Source organism: Haloarcula amylolytica (assembly GCF_049705545.1).
GTDB lineage: Archaea > Halobacteriota > Halobacteria > Halobacteriales > Haloarculaceae > Haloarcula > Haloarcula amylolytica_B.
The window spans coordinates 3,047,087-3,060,152 of sequence record NZ_JBNAMU010000001.1 but is presented as its reverse complement, the minus strand read 5'-3'; the positions used below and the strand labels follow the sequence as shown (position 1 = coordinate 3,060,152).

Sequence of the window (13,066 nt, the reverse complement as noted above, 5' to 3'; positions counted from 1 at the left end):
CGGTGGGTACAATGGTCGTTTCGCTTCAGAGCCACAGCGGTCTCTGAAAATCACTCGACAGTGACGTTGCCGCCGTCGTACACTGTCTGTTCCGGGACTTCGATGGTCGTTTCACTTCCGCCATCGGTCGTCACGGTGTACACCCCGGGGTTTGCGACGGTAACAGTGAACTCACCGTTCTGGTTGGCTGTCGTCTGGCGCTCGTAAGGAATCTCTCTGTCCGAGATTTCGACCGTCGCTGCCACCGAGACGGTCGAATTCGGGGCTGCGGTCCCCTGTATCGTCCCACCGGGGACGACCGCGAACGCTTTGTGGCTCCCGTCTTCGCTCACGAAGAGCGGTCGGTAGTGGGCCAGGCCGTCCACATCCCCGTTCTGGCTTCCGAAGTGCTGGTGTAAGCGGACGTACATCGTGGTCGGTTCTTCGACCTCGATTTCAGTTGTCACGACGTACCCGACTCGTCCGGAAATTCGGTCCTGGGCCTCGTCGGGGTCTGTTGCTGCGAGGAACGGCCCGTACGTCTGGCGAGCGTAGGCGTAGCTCCGTGACTCACCGTTGACGAAGTAGTTGTACACGCGGTTCTGTCCCCAGCGGCTGAGCACGTAGTTCTCGGGGTATTCGAGTCCGTGCTCGGCGGCGTCGGCTTCGATTGCAGTCGCCGCGCCGTACGTCCCGTCCTCGACGAGTACCTGACTCGTTTTCACCGGCACCTGAACCATCCCGAGGGCCCCGAACAACAGAAACAGTACGAACAGCGATGCGACCGCGCGGGTGTCCGGAACGAGCGCGTCTCGCAAGTCCCTATCGCCGGTCGTCAGCACCGGTCGGGCGACATCGACCCACGAGGCGGTCCAGACGAACGCGAGGCCGGCGAACAGCGCGAGAAACGGGGCCAGCTCGCCGACGAAGCGGACCTGAATCACGGCGAGGCCGAACAGCACCCAGGCGTAGCTACTGGCGACGAGCCAGCCGCTCCGGTCGCTCCGAGCGAGATTGACGCCCCACACCATCGCTGGGAGCGCCAGGAACAGCGTCAGGCCGAGCAGGAACAGGAAACCAAAGGCGTCAGCGCTGAACAGCCCGTACGTCTCGGCGATCCCGTCGGAGCGGAACAGCGTATCGAGCCGGTTACTGAACGTTCCCCACTGTTCTGTGAAGCCAAAGCGGAAGACAAGGAGCCCGACGACGCCGAGGCCGATATCGACTGCGGCCAGTTGCCTGGCAGTGCCACCGAAGCCCTTGGCCGCTTCTGCCGTCGCGATGACGACGACGGTGCCCAGCGTCAGTAATGCCGGTGTGCCAGCCACGAGCGCTGTCTGCCAATCGGCGACAGCGTGGACACCGAACGCGAGTATCGCGCCGAGACCGACCCCAGCGAGGACCGGTGCGTTCCTGACCAGCGATGATCGGTCGTTTGACACGTCAAGGAGTGTCTGCCCCAGTATCACCAGACCGACTGGCAGGACAAGCAGTGGCCCCGCTTCCCAGGCGAGCACCTGGCCGGCGATCCCGACCCCGATGCCGACCGCGGCGATCCACGGTTGCGGTCGCCGAAGCGATGCCCGATTCGTGGCCGTCGTTAGCGCGACCACGAGTGCAAGAGCGGTAAGCCCTAACCACGGATAGTCGAAGGCGTGGTGATCCGCGAAACCCAGACTCGTCCGGAAGGCGTGTCCCGGAATAAACGCCAGAAAGAGGACCGACGCGAGACCGATACGTCGGTCGCTGGACACCCGAACCGCAAGCAGATAGAGCAGGACGCCGGTAACGAGTGCCGACACGACAGGATACCACGCGAGAACGTGGCCGATAACCGCTTTGCTCCCGCCGAAGAGGCTGGCCACCCACCAGAGCGTCGCGACCATGAGCGGCTCTCCGTTGGTTAATCCACTTGGAAGAACGGAGAGTACCCCGAGATCGACCGCACTTCCGGCGTTCGCTGCGACCTGTTCGATGTGATATCTGTAGTTGTAGGGGTCGTTACCTGAGAGGACGATGTCGCTGCCGCGGTAGATCGACCCGACGACGTACGTTCGGGCGACGAACACGACGGCCAGGGCGGCGACGAGCAGACCAGTCGCTCGTGCGTCGAAGTCAAAATCCAGGGCACCTCCGACACCCAGACCGTGCTCGCTGTCGCCACCGACCTCGGATTCGCCAGCGAGCGCGGCCCGCACAGCGTCGGGGTCGGCGACGCGGTACTCGTCACCGTCTTTCTCGACGATGCCTGCGGAGACGAGTTCGCCGAACTGCCCCGAATCGATAGGGATGTCATCGAACGTCCAGCCGTCCTGTTCGTCGTCAACGGCCAGAACCGCCTCTGTCGCGGATCTCAGTTCGGGCCGGTCATCGAGTACCGCTGCCGCCCCGGGCGTGTCGCTCATGTATCCCCTCTTCCCGGTCTGGCGAATAAATCCATCGGGACTCGCTGTCTTACGTGTCCGCCGACTCCAGTGCTTCTCGAACCGCGGACTCCACGTCGTGTTCCGGCGTCCACCCCAGCGCGTCGGTCGTTCGGCCGGTGTCGACCGGGAACGAATCGACGAGCGTCTCGTCGTCGCCGCGCGGGTTCTCAACTAGGGCTACGTCGGCATCGATGTCGGCGACTGAAGCGGCGATGTCCCTGACGAGCTTGGCGACGGTGTGGACGCCCGGGTCCTCGTCGCTGGCGATTTCGTACTTCTCGACGCCGGTCTCGCCCCGGTCCAGTTGCTCCAGCAGCCGCTCGCAACTGTCGACGTAGGCCCGGGCCACGTCCTTGACGTGGATGAAGTTCCGGGACTGCGTTCCCGGCTCGTAGACGGTCAGCGTCTCGCCAGCGAGTGCGCGATTCACGAAGAAGTTGATGACGGTTCCCTTCGAGACGGTCTGGCCGTCTATCTCGTGGCTGCCGTAGAGGTTCGATATCATGAACTGGTGGGCGGGGAACGCGCCGTCGGCGTACGTCTCGATATCGCGCTCGTTGAGTAGTTTCGTTCGGCCGTACCAGTTCAGGGGGTCTCGCGGGTGGTCGACTGTAATGGGGAACTCCTGTGGATCGCCGATGACGGCCATCGAGAACGGGAAGATCAACGCCGCGCCGGTCTTGCGACAGAACCAGGCGACGTTGTCGGTTCCCTGGACGTTGACCTCGTAGGCCAAGTCTTGCTTCTCTTCGCAGTCGTCGACGCCGGAAACCGCGGCGAGGTGCATCACGACGTCGGCGCCGTTAAGCGCCGATTCCAGTCGGTCCCGGTGCCGGACGTCGACGTGCTCGATGTCGACGTCGCCGACCGACTGCACAGTCCCGAGATAGTAGTTGTCGATGGCGGTTATCTCCCAGTCGGGATGGGCCTGCTGTAGCTCGTAGATGACGCGGCTGCCGATGTAGCCCGCACCGCCGGTGACGGCGATGTGGGGCGTGTTGTCTGTGGGTTCGTGTTCAGGCATTGGTGGTGAATTTCTCCTCGAGGTCGCGGACACCCTCCCGGAGCGTCCACGATGGTTCGAAGCCGGTCCCGCTCAGTCGGTCGAAGTTGACGTGATACGACGGACCGGGATGCTCGTCTTCGAGGTAGGTCACGTCGACCGGGGCGACCTCGTCGGCGACGATGTCTGCGATTTCCGAAATCCGGTAGTTCGATTCCATCGACCCGACGTTGTACACCGGTTCGTCCCAGGACTCGGGGTCGCACGCCGCCTCCGCGTAGGCACGGGCAGCGTCCCGGACGTGGATGAACGGCCGCCAGTTCGAGCCGTCGCCGTAGACGGTGAGCGGGCGGTCGGTGAGCGCGCGGAACACGAAGTAGTTCACGACGAGGTTGAACCGGATGCCCGGCGAGTGGCCGAAGTTCGTGGCCATCCGCAGCGCGGTACCGGTCATGCCGAACTCCTCGCAGTACTCCCGCAGCAGGGTCTCGGACTGTAGTTTCGTCTCCGCGTAAGGGTTGATGGGATCCGGGTCGACCGTCTCGTCGATGTCGGTGCTGGTCGCGCGGCCGTAGACGTTACACGAGGAGGCGAAGACGACGTGGTCGACGCCGAGTTTGCCGGCCGCGGTCAGGACGTTCTCGGTGCCGTCGTAGTTGATGGCGAACGTCTCGTCGCGGCGTTCGTGGGTGCTCGACGCGCCGGTGATGGCCGCGAGATGGATGACGCGGTCGACGCCGCGCATGGCGCTCTCCACGTCGCCGTACTCGCGGACATCGCCCCGGCGAAACGCGAGCCCGTCCCCAAGCGTCCCCAGCAGCGCTCGCGGCGACCCCGAGGAGAGGTCGTCGAAGACGACGACGTTGTCGACGCGGTCGTCCGCTCGCAGCAGCGGAATCAGCGCGCTGCCGATGTAGCCACAGGCCCCGGTGACCAGCACGTCCATCGTCAGTCCTCGCTCAGGACGCCCGGCAGGAAGCGGTCCTCGTGGGCCTCGATAGTGTCGGCGTAGCGGGTCAGCGTCTCGAAGATATCGTCGACACCGTCCTCGAAGGACTGGGACTGGCCGTCGATGAGGTCGGCGTAGCGGTCGTTCTCGATCTCCATCTTGTGTGTCTCGTCCTCGTCGCGGGGGTTCTCGAAGTGCTCGACGTCGACATCGAGGTCGTACTCGCTGCCCACATCTGCAATCGTCTCGGCGATCTCGACGATGCTGATGGCGCGCGTGACCTGGTTGTACACCGTCAGGCCCTCGGGGCGCTCGTCGGGGTCGGTCAGCGCCACTTCGGCCAGCCCTTCGACAGTATCCTCGAGCGAGATGAACGGCTTGCGCTGTTCGCCCTTGCCGTATACCGTGACGGGGTAGCCCGCGACGGCCTGCGCACAGAAGCGGTGCGTGACCGTGCCGAAGTAGTAATCGAAGTCGAAGCGGGTTTTGAGGCGGTCGTCTTCGCGTGTTTCCTCGGTCTCGGTCCCGTAGACGATGGCCGTTCGCACGTCCGAAATCGGGATGTCGAACTGCGTGTGGGCCAGACGCATGTTCTGTGCGTCGAAGCCCTTCGTCGCGTGATACCAGCTCCCGCCCATGTTGGGGAACGGTACGTCGTCGCGCTCGCCCTGATTCTCCATCGTCGCACCGCCTTCCGGAATCGGGAACTCCGGCGCGCCGTAGACGCCCGTCGTCGTCGTCTCGACGAAGTGGGTGTCAGTGAGGTCGTGTTCCTCGAGCCCCCACAGGAGGTTCCGCGTCGCCTGGAGGTTGTTGTGCTGGGTGTAGTTCGCCCGCTCGCCGTTGATCTGGGAGTACGGCGCGGAGGGCTGGGCGGCGGTGTGGACGACGACCTCGGGTTCGTGGACCGTCAGCAGTTCGTCGACAAAGGATTTCTCGGCGAGGTCGCCCTCGACGAAGGAGAGGTTCGTCAGCCCGTGGACTTCGCGGGCGGCGTCGAGGCGCTCGTCGATGCTGGCCACCGGTGTCGCGCTCGTCGCGCCCACGTCTTCGACCCACTCCCGTCGGCCGAAGTTGTCGACGAGCAGCACTCGGTCGTCCGTTCGGTCCGCGATTCGCAGCGCGGCCGGCCAGCCGACGTAGCCGTCGCCGCCAGTGATGAGGATGGTCATAGTTACTCAGATAGTGAGTAACCGCGATGCGTAATCAATCTTCTGTTCGGTTGCCTGCTAATCTCGTACAGCCTGACCGCTCATCAGACACGTATTCGTCCTCAAAACAGCAATTCCTTCTCTACTGGCCGACATCGAACCGTTCGAAGTACTCTGTGACGTACTGGTTCGCGTCCACCGGTGGTTCCGTGACGACGCAATAGGCGTCATGTTGGTCGTCGAGTGCTATCTCTGCTCCGTCCTCGGGTACGACTCGATACACAACTGGTATCGTGTGCCGGGAGTCGACGCCATCGACGGACGACGCGTCCCAGAAGTGTTCGCTGACGCCGAGCCGTTCCGTCGCAACCGATGTGAGGCCGAGTTCCTCCTCGGCGATGCGCACCGCCGCGTCGTCCAGTCGCTCTCCTTTGTAGAGGCGGCTCCCCGGCCAGAACCACTCGCCTTTGGCTGGTTCGTTCTGTCGCCGTGTGAGCAAGATACCCCCCTCGTACTCGACGACGAGGTCGACACAGGGCTGGGGCATGTTGTCGAGACAGGTGGCGAACGTCTCCGTCGGAATGCGTTCGTCGTGCCGGTCCATACTTCTCGCTTGCGGGCCACCGGTGAAACCGCTCCGCTTCTCGCTGTTTCGCAACCGTTAAAACCGACCCTATCTTCTATCCGATTGCTATCGCACGGGCCGGTGGGGTAGCCTGGTATCCTTCGGCCTTCGGGTGGCCGTAACCGCGATTCGAATTCGCGCCGGCCCATTTTTCAACGACGCTACTGGGAAGCGACAGGATCGCGTCTCCCGTTGATCATCAGCCGTCGCTCCGACCGCGAACGACTTCGTATGCCTGCCCGCGGAACCGAAACCGCCGACTGTTCGTATCGTATCCCAGTACACCGTCCACGGTCCGCTCGTCGGTCTCGACGACGACGCGGCTCACACCGTCGGTCAGGAACGGCAGGGCGTTACGAAGCCCACCCTCGTACGTGGCGAACCGACCGCTTGTCATCACCTGTTCGGCGATGACCCGCTCGCCCGCGCTGTCGGCGCGAGCAAGCGAGAACGTCGCGTCGGGTGGCTGCTCTCCATCGCCGTGGCGTCCGGTCGTCACTGTGACGGTGTCGCCGTCACGTACTGTCGACACGCCGTCGACCGGGGTCACCGCAGCGCGGTCACCGACTAGCGCAACCAGAGCACCGCTCTCGGTCGTCGCCTGCCCGTAGCCGGCGACGATGGCGTACTCGCCGCCGCCGAGATAGCCCTGTGTGAGGCCGTCACAGTTGCAGTCGCCGGTGCTGCACCCGACAGCCGGTCCGTTAAACGCCCGGAGGCCCCACTGCTCCCGGCCGCCCGGCATCAGGATACGGCAGTCGGCGGTGTGACCCGTCGGCGCGATGTGGAACCACTCGCCGTCGACGAGTTTGTAGAGGTTCCAGTGGCCACACCGCAGTCGCTCGTGCCTGTTGTTGACCATCTCGAAGCCGACCTGCGCGTCCAGTTCCGCGGGCTCGGTCCCGGGTCGAACGAAGGCCGTGGTCGCCCTGTCTGCTTCGTGGAACCACTGGACTCCACCGTCGCCGGGAAACGGCGGGAGCGAGCGGCCAGCGAACCGGGAATCGGTTTCCGGGCCGGGACTGCCCGTATCCCAGACGGTAACCGAGAGGGACTCGCCCTGGCCGCGGAACTCGTAGGTCCCGGTCGGCCGCCCGGACTGGTTCGGTTCGCCGACGAGGGCGTACTCCAGTTTGACCCATTCACCGGGATTTAGCCGGTACGTCTCTGGCATCCACGGACCGACATCGTCGACGCACCAGTACCCCTCGTCCGTTCGGCCGAGAGAGGGCACTTCCGCGGCGAGTTCGTTGTTGACCGTAGGTGCGAGATGGAGGCGCGCTTCGTGGTCGTAGCCGCTGGGCTGGCGGCTGTGTGTCCGACCGACTCCCGGAATCCACTCGGTTCTGAACGTGTTCTCGAACTCGTTGCCGTTCTGGAGCCAGCCGCGAAGCGTGGCCGGATGGCTGGCGGTCGCCGTCCGGTCGAACCAGAGCCTGATTCGCGCCCTGTCGTCGGTGTGGAGTCCCGGCGAACTGAGAGCATAGGTCCGCGGTCCAGTTTCTAGTTCGACGACGGTCGTCGGATTCTCGGGTCGGGGCGGGTCGCCGGTGTCTGTCGATGTCTCTGTCCTGCTGTCGTTCGCGTCGGTTGGTGACTGGTCCGGTCGCGGTGCAGGCGTCACGTTGTCAGTCTCGTCAGCTCCCAGGGTATCGAACGAACAGCCGGCGAGTCCGGCCAGCGCACCCGGGACCGATGCGAGGAGGGCACGTCTGCGCATGGGCAGCGATTCGTCGCCCCCGGTAAACCCTTTCTGGACGCTTAGACGGCGTTTGTAGCGTTTTCGGCACTCGACTCCGAGATAGGCTTGGCCCAACTGCGTCTCCCTACCCCGGCTTTCGGATTCGGACTGTCACCCCTCCGCGAACATCTCAACGACGCGGTCCAGATCGGGCGACAGTTCCTGCATCACATCTGTCGTCGTGAGAATACCGACGCCGTCGGCCTGTCCGTCGACCACGAGCCGCTTGATGCCGTGCTCGACCATCGTATCGATGGCTTCCTCCAGCGGGGCACCGGGGTCGATGGTCTTGACGGGGGTCGTCATCAGGTCTCCAACTGGTGTCGTATCCGGGTCAATCCCATCGCGGAGGCCGTCGATAATATCTGTTTTCGTGAGCAACCCCCGCCCGTACTCGGTTTCAACGACGACTGAGCCCACCGCTTCCGTCGCGAGAAGCTTCGAAACGTCCCGGACGGAAAGCTCGCGGTCGACGGTTTTCACTGGCTTCGTCATCACCTGTTGGACAGGTGTGTCAAGTGAATTCATACCACAAGTTAGGAAACGCACATAATAAGCCGTACGACTCCCGCAAGCGGTGCTACGGCTGCCTTACCAGTCAAAGGCTTCGTGAATCGCCAATCCTTCCTCCTGACAGATCGGTCCGACGACGTCGGTCACGCCGTCGAGAATTTCGCCGGAGAGGACAGATTCCTCGTGGTCGCTGAAACCGGTCATCTCGTCGCTACTGACGCTGTATATTACCCGCCCGAGACCAGCGTATCGGAGACCGCCGGCACACATCGGGCACGGCTCGGTGCTCGTGTACATCACCAGTTCCCTACGCTCGTCCGGGCCAAACTCGCGCATCGATCGGTGCGCCAGTTGGAGTTCCGGATGGCGGCGCACATCGGATTCAGTGCGGACGCGGTTCGACGCCTCCATCACAATCTCGTCGTCACGAACGAGCACAGACCCGAACGGCCGGTCGCCGCGGTCGACAGCGGTCCGAGCCAGCTCGAAAGCGCGCTGCATGTGCGTTTCGTGGTCGAACTCGTCGAAATCTGAAACGGGCATAACGGCGTTTCGACCCACAGTCGGAAGTAGGCACGGCGGGGAACACCGCCCCCCGTGACCGCAACGGTGGGCCCCACTCGGCATCTGACTCCTCGTCGGCTGGATGAGAGCCCACGACTTCGCTGTCGATGCACGTAAGTCCCTGACCGGCCTCGCGTCCGTATGCGCCAGTTCGTCATCATCGGCCACGACGCCCCGACGACGCCGGAGTTCTCCCTCGACGATCTGGCCGGCGCTGCCGGCCGGCTCGACGTGCTCTGCCGGTGTGTCACCAGCGCGTTCTTCCTGAGTCATGCTATCCGAGAGGACGTGCGGGTCCACCTGATCCTGGCGGACGAGTACACTGTCACGTTCGAGGGGAGTGACCTCCGCCGGCTGAACCCGGACGAACGGTCCACGGCGGCACTGATCCGCAAGGCTCTGGAAGAGCGCGAGGAAGCTATCGGCCACATCCCGGTCGAAACGTCGCCGGGGGTATCGCTCACGCGACGGGGGTTCGAGGGGACGCTCGACGACGTGGCCCGCCGCGGAACCGTCGTCCAGCTACACGAGGACGGCGACCCCATCGTCGACGTTGCACCGCCGTCGGACCCGGTGTTCGTCCTCTCGGACCATCACGACTTCCGGGACGAGGAAGCGACGCTGCTGGCCGACCGCGTTGACGAGCGCGTCTCGCTCGGGCCGAAGGCCCTCCACGCTGACCACTCGATCACGGTCGCGCACAACTATCTGGACACGGCGGGGTTCGAGCAGTACTGACGGGGCACGGCGGGAGGCTGCCAGAAGGGTTTTCCTCCGCGATTCGCTGAATGGTGTATGGGATTATCGGGCTCGGAGACAGCGACGGGTCGCGCTGTCCGACGTCGACCGACGCGACGAGGTATCGATGACTGACCGGGATGCGGTGTCACGTCGTGCGGTTTTGGAGACGGTCGCCGGGGCCGGCCTCGCGTCCGTCGCCGGCTGTTCGGCGCTCGAAGGCGGGAGCGACGACGCGGCCTCGACAGTTGAGGGCGAGCGGGCTGAAGAACTCGCGCGCCGGTTCGCGCCGACGCTGTATTTCGACCGGGAAGAGCCGTGGTTCCCGACGGACCCGCGGCCCTACACCAGCGAGCAGGGCGGGGAGACGGTCGTCGACGGGTTCGACGCCTTCGACGGGTATCACGAGCGGATGACCGACGGGGAGCCGCCCGACCCGACGGCGTTCTACAACGTCGTCGAGTACGAGAATTCGCCGCTGGCCGTCGTCCAGTTCTGGTTCTACTCGGCGTTCGACCAGTTCACGACGAACTTTCACTGGCACGACTGGGAGGTCCTGCACGTGTTCGTCGACACGGAGACAGGCGACCCGCAGCTGTACGTCGCCAGCTCGCACTCTCGGAAGGTACCCAACAACGAGTTCCTCGACCCCGACCCGGAGATGGTGCCGCGCATCCTCTCGGAACTGGGCTCGCACTCCAGCGCGCTCTCGGTCAACGATGTCCGCGACCGGTTCACCCGGCTGCCGGAGGGCGACCGGTTCGCGGACATCACGAACAGCGCCGTCGAGACCATCGAGGATCTCGCGGAGATCCCCGTCGCCTACGGGCTCCCGCGCGACGAGGGCTCGCGGCTCCCCTATCTCGTCCCTGAGTACGAGGGCGCGCCGCTGCACGAACACGAGCGGCTCCCGTCGGTCAGCCGCGAGGATCTCATCTCGGAGTCGCTCACTGTCCGTTCGTTCGACAGCCTCGCCCAACCGCCCACGGACCTGCCGACGCGGGAGACTGGGCTCGTTTTCCAGCACACCGACCGGGGCGAGGCCGACCCGGACATCGAATACGACCTCGTGCCGAGCAGCGAACTGGAGCACATCGCCGATTTCACCGGCCCGCAGTTGAGCTTCGAGTTCGCCGTCCCCCAGTTCGCCGAGGACGCCGTCTCGGGCCACATCACGACGACGGGTGCGCCCTGGAACCAGCCGCGATACGAGAACCCCGCCGCGGACATCTCCGAGCCCAACCACCGGGCGGCGCTGGCTGAACGATACGACGCCATCGGGGCACCGGCGGAGATACGGACCGTCGTTGCCAGCCTCTCGGAAGCGGTCTCGAACGACGACGCACCGGAAGACGAGGGACTGACGACCGAGGACACTGCCGTCGAGTCCGTCGCCCTGCTAGAGAGCGACCCCGAGGCCGTCCCGACCTTTTCTGGACTAGCCGTGGTCCAGGACGTGCCCGAAGGCGACCACCGGTTCACCGTCAACGGGGCCGGCGTCGCGCCGCACAGCGAGACGGTGTCTGTCCCCGACGCGGAGACGGCCGACGAGCCGACCAGAGCCGGTGTCGACGGGGAACTCCCCCTGGTCGCCCGCGAGAACGCCACTCGCCTCGAAGTCGACCCGTCGGGAGCCGACAGCGACCTCACTGACCTCGCCGTCGAGGACGACTTCGCGGGCCGGCTGTACGACGCCCCGCTCTCGGAACCCGACGCTGTGTACGTCCACGGCGGCGGCGCGTACACGACGGAAGTCCGGGATAGCGACGACGAGATCGGTGCGTTCCGCGTGAACCCGAACCCCGAGGCCGACACTGCGGCACAAATCGAACAGCCCCGCACCGGCAAAGCGTCGCTGGCGTCGTTCCTCGTCGATATCGCCGAGGAGACGCGGCAATCGGTGCTTGACGAGATGGACGACGACGGTGACACCGATGACGACGATGACGACAACCCCGGGAGCAGCGGTGGCTCCGAGAACGCTATCCAGGGCCTCGAACGGGCGCTCGCCGCTGTCGTCGAGGCCGCCAAGCGCGCGACGGAGCGCGCCGAGGCCGGTGACCGCGGGAACGCCGACAAGCAACTCCAGGCCGTCGCCGACCGACTCCAGCGCGTCGCGACCAGAATCGAGGACGCCAGCGACGACCTTTCGGACCCGCTGTCGAATGCAGCCCGGCGGCGGCTCGACCAGGCCCAGCGGCGGGCCGAGCAGGCACGGGCCGCCGACAAACTGTAAACTCCTCCCCGCTCTCAGATCCCGAACCACCGGGCCAATCCGCCAGCGACGAGCACCAGTCCCCCGGCGATGAACGTTCCGGGGACCGGGAGGACGAACAACACGACACCGAGCAGCATGACGATATTCGATATTCTCATTTCATCTACACGTAGCGCACCAAGTCACATCCGTCTGGGGCCTGCATTTGCGTGGACCCGTACCGGTTTTGCCGGTGCAGGCCACACTGCCGGTATGGACGAGGAACTCGTCTGGGAGACGCTCGGTGCCGAAACCGCCTACGCCTGTCCAGGGTTCGATGTTATCCGCGAGGACGTTCGCCTCCCCGATGGGACCGAGGGGGAGTTCGACTACGTGCAGAACGGCGACAGCGTCGTCGTCCTCCCGTTCACTACCGACGGGGACGTGGTGGTCATCGAAGAGTGGCGGCAACCGGTCCGTCGAGTCAACCGCGGCTTACCGGCCGGGACGATGGAGGGCGAGGACGGCGACTCAAAAGCCGCCGCCGCCCGCGAACTCCGCGAGGAGACGGGATACGAGGCCGACACTATAGACCATCTCTACACGGGTGAACCGGCAAACGGCAACACCGACTACGTGTTCCACTACTACGTCGCGCGGGACTGTGAGGCGACGGCCGACCAGGAACTGGACCACAACGAATCGATCCGGGTCGACACTGCCGACTTCGATTCGCTGGTCCAATCGGTGCGTGACGGCACGCTCCGGGACGGCCGTGCCGCTTTGGGTATCATGCACTACGCGCTGTTCGAGCGCTGAACCGACGACAGCTTGAAATCCTGAGAGGTGGTATCATCTAACATATGGCATCGATCGAACTCGGCGAACAGACGGAACGGCGGCTGGATAAACTCCGCGCGGCCGTTCGCCGTCAGACCGGCCACCCGATTTCGCGGGCGGAGTTGCTCGAACGGCTTGTCGAGGACGCCTACGGGTCCCGAAACGAGGTGGTCGATATGTTCCGGATGTCACAGGCGTACGTCGCTGACGAGGAATCCGGGACCGTCCATCGGCCCGAGCGCAAACTGGTGCCCGGCGGGCCTGAGCGGTCCGACGAATAGCGGCGCTGTGCCGGCCGGCGCGTCGCTCTGTCCACTGCTGCCCCCGATTGCGAACGGTT

13 protein-coding genes and 1 tRNA gene are annotated in these 13,066 nt (G+C 64.8%); 5 read left to right on the top strand and 9 right to left on the bottom strand.

Annotated features, from left to right (window positions below):
• Positions 1-50: 50 nt before the first annotated feature.
• From ACOZ4H_RS16025 to ACOZ4H_RS16005, 5 genes are all read right to left on the bottom strand, one after another.
• Positions 51-2,384, bottom strand: coding sequence for an STT3 domain-containing protein (locus ACOZ4H_RS16025; RefSeq protein WP_424330214.1), 2,334 nt, complete (start codon positions 2,382-2,384; stop codon positions 51-53).
• Positions 2,385-2,433: 49 nt separating this feature from the next.
• Positions 2,434-3,429, bottom strand: a complete 996-nt coding sequence (locus tag ACOZ4H_RS16020) for an NAD-dependent epimerase/dehydratase family protein (protein ID WP_424330213.1) — start codon at positions 3,427-3,429, stop codon at positions 2,434-2,436.
• On the bottom strand, positions 3,422-4,354 hold the full coding sequence (locus ACOZ4H_RS16015; protein ID WP_424330212.1) for an NAD-dependent epimerase/dehydratase family protein: 933 nt from the start codon (positions 4,352-4,354) through the stop codon (positions 3,422-3,424). Before ACOZ4H_RS16015 ends, ACOZ4H_RS16020 begins: the two co-directional genes overlap by 8 nt.
• A gap of 2 nt (positions 4,355-4,356) precedes the next feature.
• Complete coding sequence (locus tag ACOZ4H_RS16010; protein ID WP_424330211.1) at positions 4,357-5,529, bottom strand: NAD-dependent epimerase/dehydratase family protein; 1,173 nt, start codon at positions 5,527-5,529, stop codon at positions 4,357-4,359.
• 121 nt (positions 5,530-5,650) lie between these two features.
• Complete coding sequence (locus ACOZ4H_RS16005; RefSeq protein WP_424330210.1) at positions 5,651-6,112, bottom strand: GDP-mannose mannosyl hydrolase; 462 nt, start codon at positions 6,110-6,112, stop codon at positions 5,651-5,653.
• A 96-nt stretch (positions 6,113-6,208) separates the two neighbouring features.
• Between ACOZ4H_RS16005 and ACOZ4H_RS16000 the strand changes: the two genes are divergently transcribed.
• Positions 6,209-6,281: transfer RNA gene (locus ACOZ4H_RS16000), tRNA-Pro, on the top strand.
• A gap of 51 nt (positions 6,282-6,332) precedes the next feature.
• On the opposite strand, the gene ACOZ4H_RS15995 is transcribed toward ACOZ4H_RS16000, so the two are convergent.
• The 3 genes from ACOZ4H_RS15995 to ACOZ4H_RS15985 all read right to left on the bottom strand — a co-directional run bounded on the left by ACOZ4H_RS15995 (position 6,333) and on the right by ACOZ4H_RS15985 (position 8,930).
• Positions 6,333-7,853 carry a hypothetical protein gene (locus ACOZ4H_RS15995; RefSeq protein ID WP_424330209.1) on the bottom strand — a complete coding sequence of 507 codons (1,521 nt, stop codon included), beginning with the start codon at positions 7,851-7,853 and terminating at the stop codon, positions 6,333-6,335.
• A gap of 132 nt (positions 7,854-7,985) precedes the next feature.
• Entirely contained in the window at positions 7,986-8,402 is a 417-nt protein-coding gene (locus ACOZ4H_RS15990; protein ID WP_424330208.1) for a cyclic nucleotide-binding/CBS domain-containing protein, read from the bottom strand.
• Positions 8,403-8,465: 63 nt separating this feature from the next.
• Positions 8,466-8,930, bottom strand: a complete 465-nt coding sequence (locus ACOZ4H_RS15985) for a nucleoside deaminase (protein WP_424330207.1) — start codon at positions 8,928-8,930, stop codon at positions 8,466-8,468.
• A gap of 162 nt (positions 8,931-9,092) precedes the next feature.
• Here ACOZ4H_RS15985 and trmY point away from each other — a divergent pair, with 162 nt between their 5' ends.
• Together trmY and ACOZ4H_RS15975 are read left to right on the top strand one after the other, a co-directional pair.
• A complete protein-coding gene (gene trmY, locus ACOZ4H_RS15980) occupies positions 9,093-9,689 on the top strand; it encodes a tRNA (pseudouridine(54)-N(1))-methyltransferase TrmY (protein WP_424330206.1) in 597 nt (198 codons plus the stop codon).
• Positions 9,690-9,816: 127 nt separating this feature from the next.
• Positions 9,817-11,925 carry a hypothetical protein gene (locus tag ACOZ4H_RS15975; protein ID WP_424330205.1) on the top strand — a complete coding sequence of 703 codons (2,109 nt, stop codon included), beginning with the start codon at positions 9,817-9,819 and terminating at the stop codon, positions 11,923-11,925.
• A gap of 14 nt (positions 11,926-11,939) precedes the next feature.
• Here the strand turns inward: ACOZ4H_RS15975 and ACOZ4H_RS15970 are convergent, their stop codons facing one another.
• Positions 11,940-12,065 (bottom strand): hypothetical protein, encoded by a 126-nt coding sequence (locus ACOZ4H_RS15970; RefSeq protein ID WP_424330204.1) that lies wholly within the window; start codon positions 12,063-12,065, stop codon positions 11,940-11,942.
• A 94-nt stretch (positions 12,066-12,159) separates the two neighbouring features.
• Between ACOZ4H_RS15970 and ACOZ4H_RS15965 the strand changes: the two genes are divergently transcribed.
• Both ACOZ4H_RS15965 and ACOZ4H_RS15960 read left to right on the top strand, forming a co-directional pair.
• The gene (locus ACOZ4H_RS15965; protein WP_424330203.1) at positions 12,160-12,705 is read left to right on the top strand and encodes an NUDIX hydrolase; all 546 of its coding nucleotides are present in this window, start codon (positions 12,160-12,162) and stop codon (positions 12,703-12,705) included.
• A gap of 44 nt (positions 12,706-12,749) precedes the next feature.
• Positions 12,750-13,007, top strand: a complete 258-nt coding sequence (locus tag ACOZ4H_RS15960) for a hypothetical protein (RefSeq protein ID WP_424330202.1) — start codon at positions 12,750-12,752, stop codon at positions 13,005-13,007.
• The last annotated feature ends 59 nt before the right edge of the window (positions 13,008-13,066 follow it).